This window comes from Sorangium sp. So ce117, from assembly GCF_051524395.1.
In the GTDB taxonomy this organism is placed as follows: Bacteria; Myxococcota_A; Polyangia; order Polyangiales; family Polyangiaceae; genus Sorangium; species Sorangium cellulosum_B.
The window spans coordinates 1,710,791-1,724,106 of sequence record NZ_CP150309.1; the positions used below are offsets into that span (position 1 = coordinate 1,710,791).

The 13,316-nt window shown below is 70.6% G+C and carries 14 protein-coding genes; 7 read left to right on the top strand and 7 right to left on the bottom strand.

Going from position 1 to position 13,316, the window contains the following annotated elements; translation table 11 throughout:
- Positions 1-448 precede the first annotated feature (448 nt).
- Positions 449-1,294, top strand: coding sequence for a hypothetical protein (locus WMF46_RS06350; RefSeq protein WP_437984775.1), 846 nt, complete (start codon positions 449-451; stop codon positions 1,292-1,294).
- Positions 1,295-1,925: 631 nt separating this feature from the next.
- On the opposite strand, the gene WMF46_RS06355 is transcribed toward WMF46_RS06350, so the two are convergent.
- A complete protein-coding gene (locus tag WMF46_RS06355; RefSeq protein ID WP_437984776.1) occupies positions 1,926-2,207 on the bottom strand; it encodes a hypothetical protein in 282 nt (93 codons plus the stop codon).
- A gap of 752 nt (positions 2,208-2,959) precedes the next feature.
- On the opposite strand from WMF46_RS06355, the gene WMF46_RS06360 reads away from it, so the two are divergent.
- Positions 2,960-3,268 (top strand): DUF6968 family protein, encoded by a 309-nt coding sequence (locus tag WMF46_RS06360; RefSeq protein WP_437984777.1) that lies wholly within the window; start codon positions 2,960-2,962, stop codon positions 3,266-3,268.
- Here WMF46_RS06360 and WMF46_RS06365 read toward each other — a convergent pair.
- The 5 genes from WMF46_RS06365 to WMF46_RS06385 all read right to left on the bottom strand — a co-directional run bounded on the left by WMF46_RS06365 (position 3,255) and on the right by WMF46_RS06385 (position 7,691).
- A complete protein-coding gene (locus tag WMF46_RS06365; RefSeq protein WP_437987864.1) occupies positions 3,255-3,815 on the bottom strand; it encodes a sigma factor-like helix-turn-helix DNA-binding protein in 561 nt (186 codons plus the stop codon). The genes WMF46_RS06360 and WMF46_RS06365 overlap by 14 nt on opposite strands.
- Before the next feature lie 9 nt (positions 3,816-3,824).
- Positions 3,825-4,310: a sigma factor gene (locus WMF46_RS06370; RefSeq protein WP_437984778.1), complete on the bottom strand. Its 486-nt coding sequence runs from the start codon at positions 4,308-4,310 to the stop codon at positions 3,825-3,827.
- A gap of 519 nt (positions 4,311-4,829) precedes the next feature.
- Positions 4,830-5,051 carry a hypothetical protein gene (locus WMF46_RS06375; RefSeq protein ID WP_437984779.1) on the bottom strand — a complete coding sequence of 74 codons (222 nt, stop codon included), beginning with the start codon at positions 5,049-5,051 and terminating at the stop codon, positions 4,830-4,832.
- A gap of 24 nt (positions 5,052-5,075) precedes the next feature.
- Positions 5,076-6,506 carry an ATP-binding protein gene (locus WMF46_RS06380; RefSeq protein ID WP_437984780.1) on the bottom strand — a complete coding sequence of 477 codons (1,431 nt, stop codon included), beginning with the start codon at positions 6,504-6,506 and terminating at the stop codon, positions 5,076-5,078.
- 690 nt (positions 6,507-7,196) lie between these two features.
- Positions 7,197-7,691: a DUF421 domain-containing protein gene (locus WMF46_RS06385; protein ID WP_437984781.1), complete on the bottom strand. Its 495-nt coding sequence runs from the start codon at positions 7,689-7,691 to the stop codon at positions 7,197-7,199.
- Between the two features lie 419 nt (positions 7,692-8,110).
- On the opposite strand from WMF46_RS06385, the gene WMF46_RS06390 reads away from it, so the two are divergent.
- Entirely contained in the window at positions 8,111-9,175 is a 1,065-nt protein-coding gene (locus WMF46_RS06390) for an NAD(P)-dependent alcohol dehydrogenase (RefSeq protein WP_437984782.1), read from the top strand.
- A gap of 34 nt (positions 9,176-9,209) precedes the next feature.
- Here the strand turns inward: WMF46_RS06390 and WMF46_RS06395 are convergent, their stop codons facing one another.
- Complete coding sequence (locus tag WMF46_RS06395) at positions 9,210-10,169, bottom strand: LysR family transcriptional regulator (protein WP_437984783.1); 960 nt, start codon at positions 10,167-10,169, stop codon at positions 9,210-9,212.
- 149 nt (positions 10,170-10,318) lie between these two features.
- On the opposite strand from WMF46_RS06395, the gene WMF46_RS06400 reads away from it, so the two are divergent.
- The 4 genes from WMF46_RS06400 (at position 10,319) to WMF46_RS06415 (ending at position 13,305) form a co-directional block, all read left to right on the top strand.
- Complete coding sequence (locus WMF46_RS06400) at positions 10,319-10,858, top strand: hypothetical protein (protein ID WP_437984784.1); 540 nt, start codon at positions 10,319-10,321, stop codon at positions 10,856-10,858.
- Positions 10,855-12,261 (top strand): MFS transporter, encoded by a 1,407-nt coding sequence (locus WMF46_RS06405; protein WP_437984785.1) that lies wholly within the window; start codon positions 10,855-10,857, stop codon positions 12,259-12,261. The genes WMF46_RS06400 and WMF46_RS06405 overlap by 4 nt, the downstream gene beginning before the upstream one ends.
- Positions 12,262-12,391: 130 nt before the next feature.
- The gene (locus WMF46_RS06410) at positions 12,392-12,733 is read left to right on the top strand and encodes a hypothetical protein (protein ID WP_437984786.1); all 342 of its coding nucleotides are present in this window, start codon (positions 12,392-12,394) and stop codon (positions 12,731-12,733) included.
- Entirely contained in the window at positions 12,730-13,305 is a 576-nt protein-coding gene (locus tag WMF46_RS06415) for a GNAT family N-acetyltransferase (protein WP_437984787.1), read from the top strand. The genes WMF46_RS06410 and WMF46_RS06415 overlap by 4 nt, the downstream gene beginning before the upstream one ends.
- The last annotated feature ends 11 nt before the right edge of the window (positions 13,306-13,316 follow it).

Below are 13,316 nucleotides of genomic sequence, written 5' to 3' on the forward strand. Positions count from 1 at the left end.
CGGTTGGCTCAGGGCGCGCTCGGTCTCGGCGAGCTGCCGTTTGGCGACGACGAGGAGCTCGGCCTTGACGCGCAGCCCGGCCTCGATGAATTCGCCTGCGAACCGGGCTCCCACGCGCAAGGCCCTCGACGCCATGTGGTCCATCGCCGCCGCCCCAGCCGTTCGCGCCTCCGCGGCGCGCGCCGCCCGCCGCTCCTGCCCGCCCGCCCATCTGGACAGGAAGTGGGGTCATCTGGACATCCCGCCCGCCCATCTGGACAGGGGGCGGGGTCATCTGGACACCCTGCCCACCCGTCTGGACATCCCACCCCGTCGCCTCGCCTCCCGGCTCCCCCCACCCCCGTCCAGACCCTGCTCCGCGCTGGACGTCCCTGCGACCAAGCTCATCCTTGCCGCTTTGCGTCGTGCCCCGAGGGGCGCTGGTCGCAGGAGGAGGGGTCAAGCAGTCATGGCAAAGCAAGGACAGGACTTCGATCGCTGGGTCAAGGTCGCCGCCGGGTCGGAGCGGATCGACAACCCGCTGAACATTCCGTACGACATCGCCGTGCGCGAGGCGGTCGCCGCCGCGGCGTTCGTGAAGAAGTACTGGGAGCCCGACGGCGATCGTCCGGGCCTCAAGCGCGTCAAGAGCCGCCTGCCCGCCTCGAGCGGCGAGGAGCTGCTCTCCATCGTGCACGCGATGCAGGAGGCGCAGACGCTGCTGCTCCTCATCGCCGATCCGGCCGTCGCCGATCTCGGCGAGCGCGCCCGGTTCGTCGTCGATGAGCTCGAGTCGGCGCTCGAGTTCCTGCTCGACGACGACGTCGACGAGCCCGCCGACGCGCAGCTCGCGCGCATCAAGGAGTTCCACGCGCAGGACGGCCAGCGCTCGAGCGCCCTCTCCCAGGCGCTCCGCGATTACGCGGGGCTCGCGGAGTCGCTCAAGGACCGCCTGGTCGAGGCGGACGAGGCGTTCGAGGTGCGCCTCATCGCCGAGGCCAGGAAGCTCGCGGAGGATCTGCAACGGCGGGCGCTGGAAGCGGCCCCCGAGGCCGGCGCCTCGGCCGCCGCGACCACGATCCGCAACCAGCTCCTGCACCTCATGGTCGGGCGCGTCGGCGCCATCCGGAAGACCGCGGCCCACGTCTTCCGGCGCCACCCCGAGATCGCTCGCGAAGTGACGAGCGCTTACGAGCGGCGCCGGCGCGCGGCGGCGCGGCGCGAGAAGTCCCGCAAGGCCGCCGAGGCCGGACAGGCCAACGGCAAACCGGCGGCGGCGCCCGTGCCTGGTACCCCCACGCCCCCGAACAACTAGACATCGGCCGGCGCTCGGCCATCGTCATCCCGGCCGGCTCGCCGTCCGCGCGGAAACTGCGCCCCGCGGCGCGCCCGCTCCCATCCACCATCGCCGTTCGCAGCCTTCACAGACGACGCCGGAAGCGGAGGACGAGCGCGGCGCCCATGCCGACGAGCACGAGCAGGGCTACGCTGACCCACGCCCAATCCTGGGATCCGAGCTAGCTAAAGGAGACGGCCACTGCGCCGCACCTGGGAGACCACGCTCCTTTCATCAGGCAGCCCATCCTCTCATAAACCGCCCCCTCCGGTCCGCCGGAAGGTGCGGACCCCGCCGTGGGGCTCCTCGCCGCCGCGGCTCCGCTATCTGCTCGGGCACCATGTACGCTAGCGCGATCGCGAGCTCGCGAGCGTCCCGCGCCACAACGTCGCCCAGCTCGATCAGGTGGACAGCGAGGGTCCTGAGCTCGCCGACGCTGAGCACCGGCGTCCAGTCACCAGTTCGACGTGGGCATCGACCCGCACGGACCGACCCGAGCTCGCAGGTTCCTCACTCAACGCCGGCGGTCGCTCCGTGGTCGATCAGGCCGTGGCGCCGAGCCCGCGCTCGAGGAACTCGCCGGCGACGGACCCGAGCTCGCGCGGCGCGTCTACCTGGAGGAGATGATCCCCTGGCCGAGGAGCGCCCCGTGGCGCGCCCGTGCCGCCGACACCGGCCGCTCCGCCCTCGCCCTCGGGGCGACGTGGCCGAGGTCGACCACGTGGGCGGCGGACGCGCCGAGCTGGCCGACGCACGCCGCCCCGAACTCGCCGGTGTCCACCTCGACGCCCACGGCCGCTCCCGGGCGACCGAGCCGCGCCGCCATGTACCACCCGCCGGCGACGGACCCGGCGCACGCCTCGACGCTGGCGACGGACCCGAGCTCGCCCATGCACCTCTCGACGCCTCGGTCGCCGAGCTGCTCCGGCTCGGCCTACGCGTCGGACGGGTTCCCTCCCGGACATCGGATGTCATTGCCTACGCAGAGGAGTAGAAAGAGGAAGGGCGGTCGCCGTGGGAAGAGGACGGTGGGAGCCGCGGATGGAACCAAGAGGACGGTTCCCGACGTGACCTGTTCATATCCTAAAGCCTTTGGTTTCTAGTTCGGAAGAGATGCGGCACGCCTCAGGGAAGCACACATGAGCCCGGCACACCGATCGCAATAGGCGCGGCATGCGAACAATCACCATCACCATCGCAACAGTTCTCATTTGCTTTTTCATGCCTTCCTGTGCGGTCGACCAGATGCCTGACACGGAAGACGTGTTGGATAATGAAACTCTGGAGGCTGGCGAGTCGCTCGCAGCACGAGGAAGGTGCGAAGACGCGGTGGACGAGGGGGCTGACATCTGGAGGCTCATGTGTGGATCGGCGATGGATATATTTTTGACACGGTATGAGACACGTCTCTGTCTTGCGGAGAGCAGCGAAGGGCGAGCCGTGGGCCACGCGAAGTGCCGTTCCAGTTGTCCGACTGCATGCCTCGCACTTTCGACGCGATGGGAGATCTACTGTGAAGAGCGCGCGCCCCTGCTCCTGAAGAGCATCTGCGAACAGGCGCGACAGAACGGGCAGAGGAGGTGCCTGAGCTCCTGTTGAGCTAGGGCGCTTGACATCGCCAAAGAGGGCGCTAGCTGGTGGGGCATGCCGGACGTGATTGCGGAACGTACCCTCGATCTGACACTTCCGAACGGGACGAACGAAAGCCTCCGAGTGCGACTGTGGTCACCCGAGTACAGGCCACACGCTATGTGCTGGGAAGCTGACGTGGAAGTCGCTGGAGCGGGGGACGCTCATAAAACCCACGGAGTCGGCATCGATGCTTTCCAGGCGCTGCAGAGCGCGCTCCATTTGATCCCGTCGATGCTCGTCAAATATGAGGATGTGGGCCGGCTCTCGTGGCTCGATGCGGAGTGGCTCGGGTTCCCAGAGATCAAACTCACTGAGCCTTGACCGCGGCGCGCTGACGCGCGAACGCGCGGCCGAGGTGGCGAGCCCAGGTCATCGGTGCCGGAGCGAGCGCCGTGGCCAGGAGCACGCCGCCGGCGACGCCTGCCGCACCCCACCCGAGCGCCGGGCGAAGGGCCCGGGGGGTCGCGCGCACGAGGCCCGCGAGGCGTGTTCGCCACCGTGTCCCATCGACGCGCGCTCGGAAGCTCGGCGCGGCCGGGTCGCTCGCGGGCAGGATCGTCTCGCGGAGCGAACGCAAGGAGGTCGCCGAGAACAGCGGGAGCACGAGGACGCTGGACCGGAGCGCCCGTCTCTCTTCGGGGCGCAGCCGCTTCTCGGCGGCGCGGTAGTCCCGGCGCGCGAGGCGCAGCCGGCTCGCGGCGGTGTGCTCGTTGAGCGAGAGGGCGCGCGCGATCTCGCGCACCGGGACATCGTACGCGTCGGCCAGGAGGAGGACGGCCCGGCGCTCCGGCGCGACCTCCGATAGGAGGCGGATCGCGAGCGCGAGCCGCTGCTTCGCGGCGATGTGATGCTCGCTGCTCGCTGCGATGTCTGCCTCCTAGAAGCAGGCGGCGTCCGCGAGCCCTACCGGCACCTCGCGGCGCCGGTAGGCGCGTTCCAGGTGATGGCGGACCTGCCGCCAGGCGATCCCGAAGAGCCACGACGCCTCGGCCCTCCAGTGCTCGCCGAGGCGCTCCGGTCGAGATGGCTCGGGCATGCCCGCGGGCGTGCTGCGCGGGCGAGGAGGCGTGTCACCCGGTGCGCTGTCTGCGGTGACGGCGGCTTGCGCGCGCGCTGCGGCGAAGCCCAGGGGGTCTGGCGAGTCCAGCGGGGCCGGGGCGCGCGCGCTGCTGGAGCGCATCGGGTCGTACCGGGGGAAGCTGCGGTAGGCGCCCAGCAGGACGTCCTGGCACAGGTCGTCGAGGTCGTCCTCGGCGACGCCGAGGAACCGGAGCATGCCAGGGAGGACATGAACGGCGGTTGTGTGCATGGACGTCCAGGCGCCGTGCTGGACCGGGTCGGCCGGAGGACGAGAAGAGCTCATGCTCAGAATTACGGGGCGTTTCCCGCGGCCGTCACAGAATCGGGCCGGGCCGAGGCCCCCCCGGCCCGATGCGGACCCCCTTCGACCCGGTGCGATCCCAGCTCGGACGAGCGACGACCCCCTTCGACCGGGTGGAACGCCCGATGGGAGGGGAGCAGGTCCTCCAGCAGCCGGAGGCCTCCAGCTGCCGTTCGCCGCGTGGCGAACCTGCCCGACCCTCCGATCTTCCGGGAGTTCGATGTCGGCGCCCCGCGCCCAGAGTGTCGTGATGTCACGATAGCGCGTGCGTGCGCTGGTTCCCCGTAAATGTGACGGCGGTGGGGGGACGATGACGTAGAAGGCGTGCTTGGCCGACGGGCCGACATGCATGGATACCGGGGCCCGTTTCGATCACCGACGCCGGGCAGCGTCCTCAGCGGCCCACGACGCCCGTAGCAGCTGGATAGCCGACCGCGGACGGCTCGCGAGCACCGCGTCCTGCTCGACCCGCGGGAACAGCCCCCGCACCATCGGCTCGACCTAGCAGCGCGTGATGGCGACGACGTCGTCGTGCGGCAGGGATTCGTGCGCGAGTCCTTCGGCTCGTCGCCGCACCTCGCGAACGAGCACGCCTCGGAGCTCCTCATGGGCGCGGTGCGCACGCTCCATGAACTCGCCGGGCCACGCCGCGTGGTGTGGGTCGGTCTCGCCGGTGCGGATGTACCGCTCGACCTCGTCGGCGATGCTGGGCACGTTGCTCACTGGCGCATTCTACCGCGACAGCGCTTATCCGCGACGCACCCTCTTCTTGCTGCTCTTCTGGATCGCCTTCGTGCCGGTCTCCCTGGGCTTCGCCGCTGGTCTCGACTTCGATGCGACCTTCTTTGCCTTCGGCTTGGTCTTCTTCGAAGCGGCGGGCTTCGTGGCTCCGCCTCTCGACCTGGTCTTCCCTAGCTTCGCCGACTCGAAGCGGGGATGGGCTCGCAGGACGCAAGTCACGGAGACCTCCGTGGCATCGAAGATGGGCGGGGGACAGCCCGTCGCCGCCATCGTGCTGCGGATGGTCTGGATACCTTGTCCTTCCGCCTGGGCGAGCTGGAGGCGAGAGAGGAACCAGGCGAGCGCCTGGTTTCGCCAGCGGGGCGTGACGGAACCCGTACGGAGGTTCTCCAGCGTCACACCGACGGGAAGCGGCCCCGGTGAGACGAACTCGATGCGATCACGGTACGAGGTGAAGCGGCCAGGATCGACGAGCTCATAGTCTCGATGAGCGAGCGCGTTGACCATCGCCTCCTGGAGAGCTCGCCGCGGATATTTCTCTGCATTCGGCGCTCGGAGATCGGTCTTGTCGAACAGCGTCACGGCTTCGGCGTCGAGGAGCTCCTGAAGGCGGCGCGCCTGATCGAGCAGCGTGCCGGGGAGCTCGAAGCGACGAGCGATGGGATCGGTGCGATCGAGCCCCGGGTACGCGGAGAAGATCGAGAACGCGCCGGGGATGAAGCGCTGGGGTTCTCGTCCGAAGAGCAACACGGCGAAGTTCCTCGGACGCAGCACGCCGGAGAGCGGCTCGGCCACGCACAGCGACGGCACGAACGGCGACAGCTGGACCCCGGCGACCAGGTAGGGCTCGACACCACGGTCGAGCGTGAAGACCCCCATGCGCTGCAGCGCGTCCCTCAGCGTGAGCAGGTCGATGTCGTTCACGGTCGCGGCGTTGCACGGCCTCCGATCCCAGGGCTCCAGTGCCCCCTTGCGAACGAGCAGGTCCTTGAGGAGCCCGTTCCGCGCCTCGATGGTGGAGCGGCTCACCCGCACGAAGTGCTTCGCCCCCTCGTTGTTTCGGCGAAACGTGTGCGCGGAGCCCGTGGCAGGTTGGAGGAAGACCAGGATCCGCCGCTGCGGATCATCCGACTCGAGCTCCTCGACCAGCGGCGCCAGAGGCGGAGAAACGCGATCCCTGCACCGAGTCAGGACCATGTTCTCGACCTCCTTCAAGCGTGCCGCGGTGAGCCCCGCGCGAACGAGCTTGGGAAATCCGCTCTCGTCCTTCTCCTCCTTCGCACCGCATACCACGTAGCCACCGCCCAGATTCTGGAGGTCGTTCGCGAAGGCAGAGAGCGTCTCGACGACGTCATTGACATCAGCGACGTTCTCTTTCCATTCCGTCTGCTCGCTCTCCCGTCTCGCAAGCTCTACCAGGTCGATGCGGGCCGTCACGAAAGCACCACCTTCTTGCCCGCCCCGATGAGGCGCGCACACTCATCGCGCGAGGAGGGGCGCGGCGATCTCGTCATCGGCTCCGCTCCGGTCGCGTGGAATCCCCTGTGCACGGGAGCACGCTACCCGGGCCGAACTCTGCCAACAAGACCCGACCAGAGTCGAGAAGAACAGGTGTGGCTCGGAACCTACCGACGCCGGATCGCGGACGCGCACACCGCCCGCTGCGGGGCCCACGTCCCCGCGCTGGCCACCGACCGGAGGGGCCGCTCGGCCATCGGGCTCTGCGCCGTCGGTGGCTCCGAGCGCACGGACGGCGTCTTGAAGATCGGGCGCGAGGGGGAGCAAGTCGAGCAGGCGCTTCATCCCGGCGCGCGAGGCGCAGCCGGCTCGCGGCGGTGTGCTCGTTGAGCGACAGGGGGCGCGCGATCTCGCGCATCGGGACATCGTACGCGTCGGCCAGGAGGAGGACGGCGCGGCGCTCGGGCGTGACCGAGGAGGAGATCGGCGCGGAGCCGTGCTTGCCCGGCATCGCTTGGGGATCATCGTGCCGAAGCGGCACCCTCTGGCGCCCGAATCCATGATCAAAGTCAAGGACCTGGCGAACGAGCCCATGCTCATGGATCCCGACCGCGACGCGGCTAGACACAACGGGCCGAACGCTTCGAGGACATGCGTCGATGACCCGGCTCACTGCTCGCCGCCCTGCGCATCCTGCTCCTTGACCACGCTGATCTCCCCGTCCGCCTCGAGGCAGGCAGAGCGCACCGTGGTGATGTCCGTGATCCCTTGCCTGCGAAGGGCCGCCTGCAGCTCCTCCTCGGTGACCATCTCCCGGCGCATGTTCTCCCACTGCGGGCGGCCGTCTCGGACGAGGGTCGTCTGCGTGTCGCGCAGGCAACGCCGGAAGAAGGGGACGCGGAACTCCAGGATATCGAGCACGTAGCCCCAGGCGACGATGAGCGCGATCATGAGCAAGGCGTCCGCGGGCGAGCTCGAGCCGCCCATGATGCCGTCGGCGGCCATACCACCGATGAGAATGAGGGCGAGCATGTCGTTCGGTGAGAGATGCCCGGTGCGTCGCTTGGGGATGACGCGGATCAGGATGACCAGGGCGAGATAGACGAGCGTCGTGCGCAGCGCGATCTCCCAGAGGGGCTTGGAAAAACCAAAGTTCCCTTCCATGGGCGTCCTCCCGCCAGCACGGCCACGCGCGTCAGCGCGCGAGATGGACGTCGGGAGCGAGGTTCGCGGCCGCCCAGCGCGCCAGCGCCGCGAGCTCGACGCAGCGGTGCAGGTGTCTCATCTCGGTGTTGCTGGGCATGGCCGCCTCCTTCGGGGCACGGGAGCACTGCTTCGTTCGCGCTGGAGGGGCCCTCGCAAGAAAGGGACCGCTGCTGACCGTGTGCCGCGCGGCCGAGGAGGGGGTCGCTCGGTGCGCTGCCTGCTAAATTCGCGTATTCGCTCGTGTTTCTGCCCGTTTGGCGCTCCGGTTCACCGCCGGCGCCGAGCGCACTATAGTGCTGCACGTGGTCCGGCAGCCGACGAGCGAGCAGGGCCGATCCTCCCCCTTGCAGGAGCTCAAGCTCTTCCAGGAGTAAAAGATGACCGTGAAAGCCTTTGGTGCCCATGCCGCCGACAAGCCGCTGGAAGCGCTCGACATCTATCGCCGCGCCCCAGGCGACCACGATGTGCAGATCGACATCGTCTACTGCGGCGTCTGCCACTCGGACTTGCACACCGTCCGAGGTGAATGGGCGGGCACGCTCTATCCGTGCGTTCCTGGGCACGAGATCGTGGGGCGGGTGTCCGCTGTGGGGGGCCAGGTATCTCGCTTCAAGAAGGGCGAGCTGGTCGGCGTCGGCTGCATCGTCGACAGCTGCGGCCGCTGCGCGTCCTGCGCCGAACACCTCGAGCAGTACTGCGAGAGGGGCATGACGCTCACCTACAACTCTCCGACCCCGGACGCCCCCGGGCACACGCTGGGCGGCTACTCCCAGCGGATCGTCGTCAACGACAGGCACGTGGTGAAGATCACCCACCGCGAGGAACAGCTGGCGGCCGTGGCCCCGCTGCTCTGCGCCGGCATCACCACCTATTCGCCGCTTCGGCACTGGAACGCCGGGCCCGGCAAGAAGATCGGCGTGGTGGGCATCGGCGGGCTCGGCCACATGGGCGTCAAGCTCGCCCACGCGATGGGCGCGCACACGGTCGCGTTCACGACGTCGGAGTCGAAGCGGCAAGACGCCAAGGCCCTCGGCGCGGACGAGGTCGTGGTGTCGCGCAACGCGAACGAGATGGACCGCCACGCCGAGAGCTTCGACATGATCTTGAACACGGTCGCGGTGAGCCATGACCTCGACGCCTTCACGAGGCTGCTCAGGCGGGACGGCGCCCTGGTGCTCGTGGGCGTGCCGAAGGACGCCCACCCGTCGCCCAACGTCTTCAACCTCGTGCTCAAGCGCAGGACGATCGCCGGGTCGACGATCGGCGGCATCGCCGAGACGCAGGAGATGCTCGATTTCTGCGCGGAGAAGGGGATCGTCGCCGACATCGAGGTGATTCCGATCCAGCGGATCGAGCAGGCGTACGAGCGCATGCTCAAGGGCGACGTCAAGTATCGCTTCGTCATCGACACCGCCAGCTTGGCCGCCGGGCCACAGCGGTAAGACCCTAGGTCATCGTCAAAGCCGAGGGGCGGCGCTAGCCCCTTCGCCTCTTCCGTGGCGCGCGGCGCTGCCCGGCATGCCCTTTCCGCGCCGCCGTCTCTTCCCCGCCTGCCACGACCTCCCGCACGCTGTCGCGCAACCAGCGGTGAGCGGGGTCCGCGTCCAGCCTCGGGTGCCACAGCAACGAGACGGTGATCTCCGGCGCGGCGAAGGGCAGCGCGAAGCTGAACAGGCCGTCGCGCAGGCTCCTTGTGTGGTGATCCGGAACGGTCGCGATCAGGTCGGTCGCGCGCGCCAGCGCGATCGCCGTGGCGAACCCGCCGACGATGGTCACCACCTCGCGCGCCAGACCGAGCGCGGCCAGGCTCTCGTCGATGCGCCCCTTGGCCACGCCGCGCCGTGAGAACACGACGTGGCGTCCGGCGGCGTAGCGCGCGGGCGTGATCTTCGCGCGGCCGAGGGGGTGGTCGCTGCGCACGACGCCGATGAAGCGGTCGCGGAACAGCGCCTGGGTGCGCAGCTCGGGGCTGGTGTCCTCGTCGACGACGCCCGTCTCGAGGTCGACGGCGCCCGTGCGCAGCGGCGCGCTGTCCTTGTCGGGCTTGGCCACGAAGCGCAGCCGGACGCCTGGCGCCTCGGCGCCGGTGCGCTCGATCAGGGCTGGACCGAAGCTCTCGACGAAGCCCTCGCTGGTGCGCAGCGTGAAGGTGCGCTCCAGGCGCTTCAGGTCGAGCTTCTCGGCCGGCCGCAGGACGGCCTCGGCGCCCTGCACAAGGTGGCTCACGCGCTCGCGCAGATCGAGCGCGCGTGGGGTCGGCACCAGGCCGCGTCCAGCGCGCACCAGCAGGGGATCGCCCAGGGTCTCCCGCAGGCGCGCGAGCGCCCGACTCATCGCCGACGGGCTCAGGCGCAGGCGTCGGGCCGCGCCGGTGACGCTGCCTTCCGTGAGCAGCACGTCGAGCGTCACGAGCAGGTTCAGGTCAGGCAGCGACATGCCAGCAGGCTACCAGAGGTCGGGGTGAACTATAGCGTCGGATGCACATATAGATTGCGATCGTTGCGCGTTCCGCAATCCGTGCCGGCGCTCTAGCTTCAACGTCGAAGCGCGGATCACGTCGATTCGAGCCGAGCCGGAGGCCACCCATGACCGAGAACGCCCTTGACCTGTTCGTCCATCGCACCCGCGCCAGCTGGGGACCGCTCAGCAGCGACCTTGTCGCCAGCTGTCGCCATCACCTGGAACAGCTGGCGAAGGCGCACGCCTCCGAGCCCTGGCTCGCGGCGCTGCACGAGGAGGCGCCCGCGTCCAGGGAGCTCTACCGGGATGCGGAGCACGGCTTCGTGCTGCAGGCCCACACCGAGCAGGCCGGGCTCTACCGCCCGCCGCACGACCACGGTCGCAGCTGGGTGATCTACGCCCTGCAGCGCGGAGAGATCGCGATGTCGACCTACGCTCGCGTCGAGACCGGGGCCGGCGTCCAGCTGGTCAAGCGTGACGAGACGCTGCTGCGCGCCGGGCAGGCGCAGCTGTTCTTGCCGGGAGACATCCACGACACGCGCTGCGTCGCCGGCCCGGCGCTGCTGTTCCGTTTCACCGAGCGCGATCTCCGACAGGAAGATCAGGTCGCGCGGCGCGTGACCCGCTATGTCGAGCGCAACGGCGTCTGGACGGTGGGAACATGATGGCGCTGCGCACCTCGATCGCGGGCGCGCCCCTGCCGAGCGAGGCGCCCGATCACGCGGCTTCCTGTGTGCAGGGCCCGGCGCGCGCGGAGGCGATCGCGTGCGTGCTCGCGGCCATGGTGCTGGTGGTGCTCTCCGCAGGCATCGCCAACGTGGCGCTGCCTGCGCTGGCGCACGCGCTCCAGGTGACGCCCGCCGCGTCGGTGCGCGTCGTCAGCGCCTACCAGCTCGGGCTGGTGATGGCTCTGCTGCCGTGCGCCGCGCTGGGCGAGAGCCTGGGCTATCGCGCCGTGTTCACGGCGGGCGTCGGGCTGTTCACGGGCGCGTCGGTGCTGTGTGCGCTGGCGCCATCGCTCCACTGGCTGGTCGCCGCGCGCTTTCTCCAGGGGCTCGGGGGCGCCGCCGTGATGGCGCTCGGGGTGGCGCTGCTGCGCTTCGTGGTTCCGCAGGCGCAGCTGGCAGCCGCCATCGGCTGGAACGCGCTCGCCGTGGCGCTGTCCTCGGCCGCGGCGCCCACGGTCGGCGCCGTGCTGCTCTCGAGCGCGAGCTGGCCCTGGCTGTTCGCCGTCAATCTGCCGCTCGGCGCGGCGGTGCTGCTCGCCTCGCGCGGCCTCCCCGAGGTCCCCGGCACGGCGCGGGCGCTGGACGCGACGAGCATGGCGCTGAACGCGGGGGCCTTCGGCGGGGTGATCGCAGGCGCGGAGCTGCTGCCGGCGGCGCCGGCGCTCGGGGCCGGCCTGCTCGCCGCGGCCGTCCTGAGCGCGACGCTGTTGCTCCGCCGCGAGCTGCCGAAGGAGGCGCCCCTGGTGCCGCTCGACCTGCTGCGCAGCCGCTCGTTTCGCGTCTCCGTGATCGCGTCGGTCGCGTGCTTCGCGGGGCAGGCCTCGGCGCTTGTCGCGCTGCCCTTCTATCTGCGGCACGGCTTTGGCCAGGAGGCCCTGAGCACCGGGCTGCTGATCACGCCCTGGCCGCTGAGCGTGGCCCTCCTGGCGCCCGTCGCGGGCCGCCTCGCCGACCGCATCTCGACGGCCTGGCTGTGCGCGACGGGCGCGGGGTGTCTCGCGCTGGGGCTCGCTGCGCTCGCGCTGTCGCCGGCGCACGGCAGCGCGCTTTCGCTTGTGCCGTTCGTGGCGCTCTGCGGCGCGGGCTTTGGCCTGTTCCAGGTGCCGAACAACCGCAACATGTTCCTCGCGGCGCCGCGCGCGCGGAGCGCCGCCGCGGGCGGCATGCAGGGCACCGCGCGGCTGGCCGGCCAGACGGCGGGCGCTGTCGTCATGACCTTGCTCTTCACGCTCATGCCAGTAGATACCGCGCCGCGCATCGGCCTCGGTATCGGCGCCGTGCTGACGCTGAGCGCCGGGATCGTCAGCGCGCTGCGCGCCGGCTCGCACCGCGAGCCATGATGGTGGGCGGATGGGCAGCTGAAAGCCGCGGTGTCCGAGCTCTTCGAGCAGAGAGCGCCGCGGGCGAGAAGGAGGGGCGCCGGCTGGCGCCTTGACCCACCTCGGGCACGCGCGTATCCAATTCTGCGTAATGCTGAGGATCCGTCGGGCGCAATGGGTTGCTCTGGCGAGACCGGCGGACGATCGGCTCGCGGAGCAGCTGGCGGCGATCGCGGCGCGCCACTGGGCGGAGGCGGCGGCGCTCCCGGCGCCGGCGCGCCTCGAGCGCGTGCGCGCCGCCGTCGATCGCGCGCGCGCCCTCGGGATCGACGACGATCGCGACGTGGGCCGCTTCGTCATGATCGACCTCGCGCTCGGCGCGGGGTTCGAGGTCGAGCGGGCCTGGGCGCGGGCGATCCTCGCGGACGAGCGGCTGCCGATGGGGAATCGCGTTGCGCGGCTGAAAGCGCGGGCGCACGGGGAGCTCGGGTGAGCGCGGCCCTCCGCGCCGCGGCCGGGCCGCGGTCCGATGTCGGCCTCGAGCCGCTCGGGTTCGAGCACGCCGCCGCCATGCAGGCGCTGCTCGCCGGCCCGGCCGTGGCGGGCCCGCTGCGGCTGCCGCACCCGCTGCCGCCCCGGCACGTCGAGCGCGAGGTGGTGGCGCTGCGCCACCACGAGCGCGAGGGGACGCGGGCGAGCTTCGCCATCGTCGTCGCGCGGGGGGTCGCGCAGGCGGCCGGGCAGGCCGCGGCCCCCGGGGGCGCGCCTGCGGTCGCGGGAGGCTGCGATCTCTGCGCCATCGATCGCCTCGGCCGCACGGCGGAGATCCGCTACTGGCTGGGCGAGCCGTTCTGGGGCCGCGGGATCGGACGCGCCGCCGTCTCGGCGCTGCTCGGCGAGGCGCGGGCCCGCGGGCTCGGCTCGGTGACGACGTTCATCGCGCCCGGCAACCTGCGCTCGCGCCGCCTGGCCGAGGCGCTGGGCTTCGAGCGCATGTCACGGAGCGACGCGGAGGAGGCGCCCGGCGGCGCGCCACCGCTGCTCGCCTACGGCCGGGCGCTCTGAGCGCGGGGGCA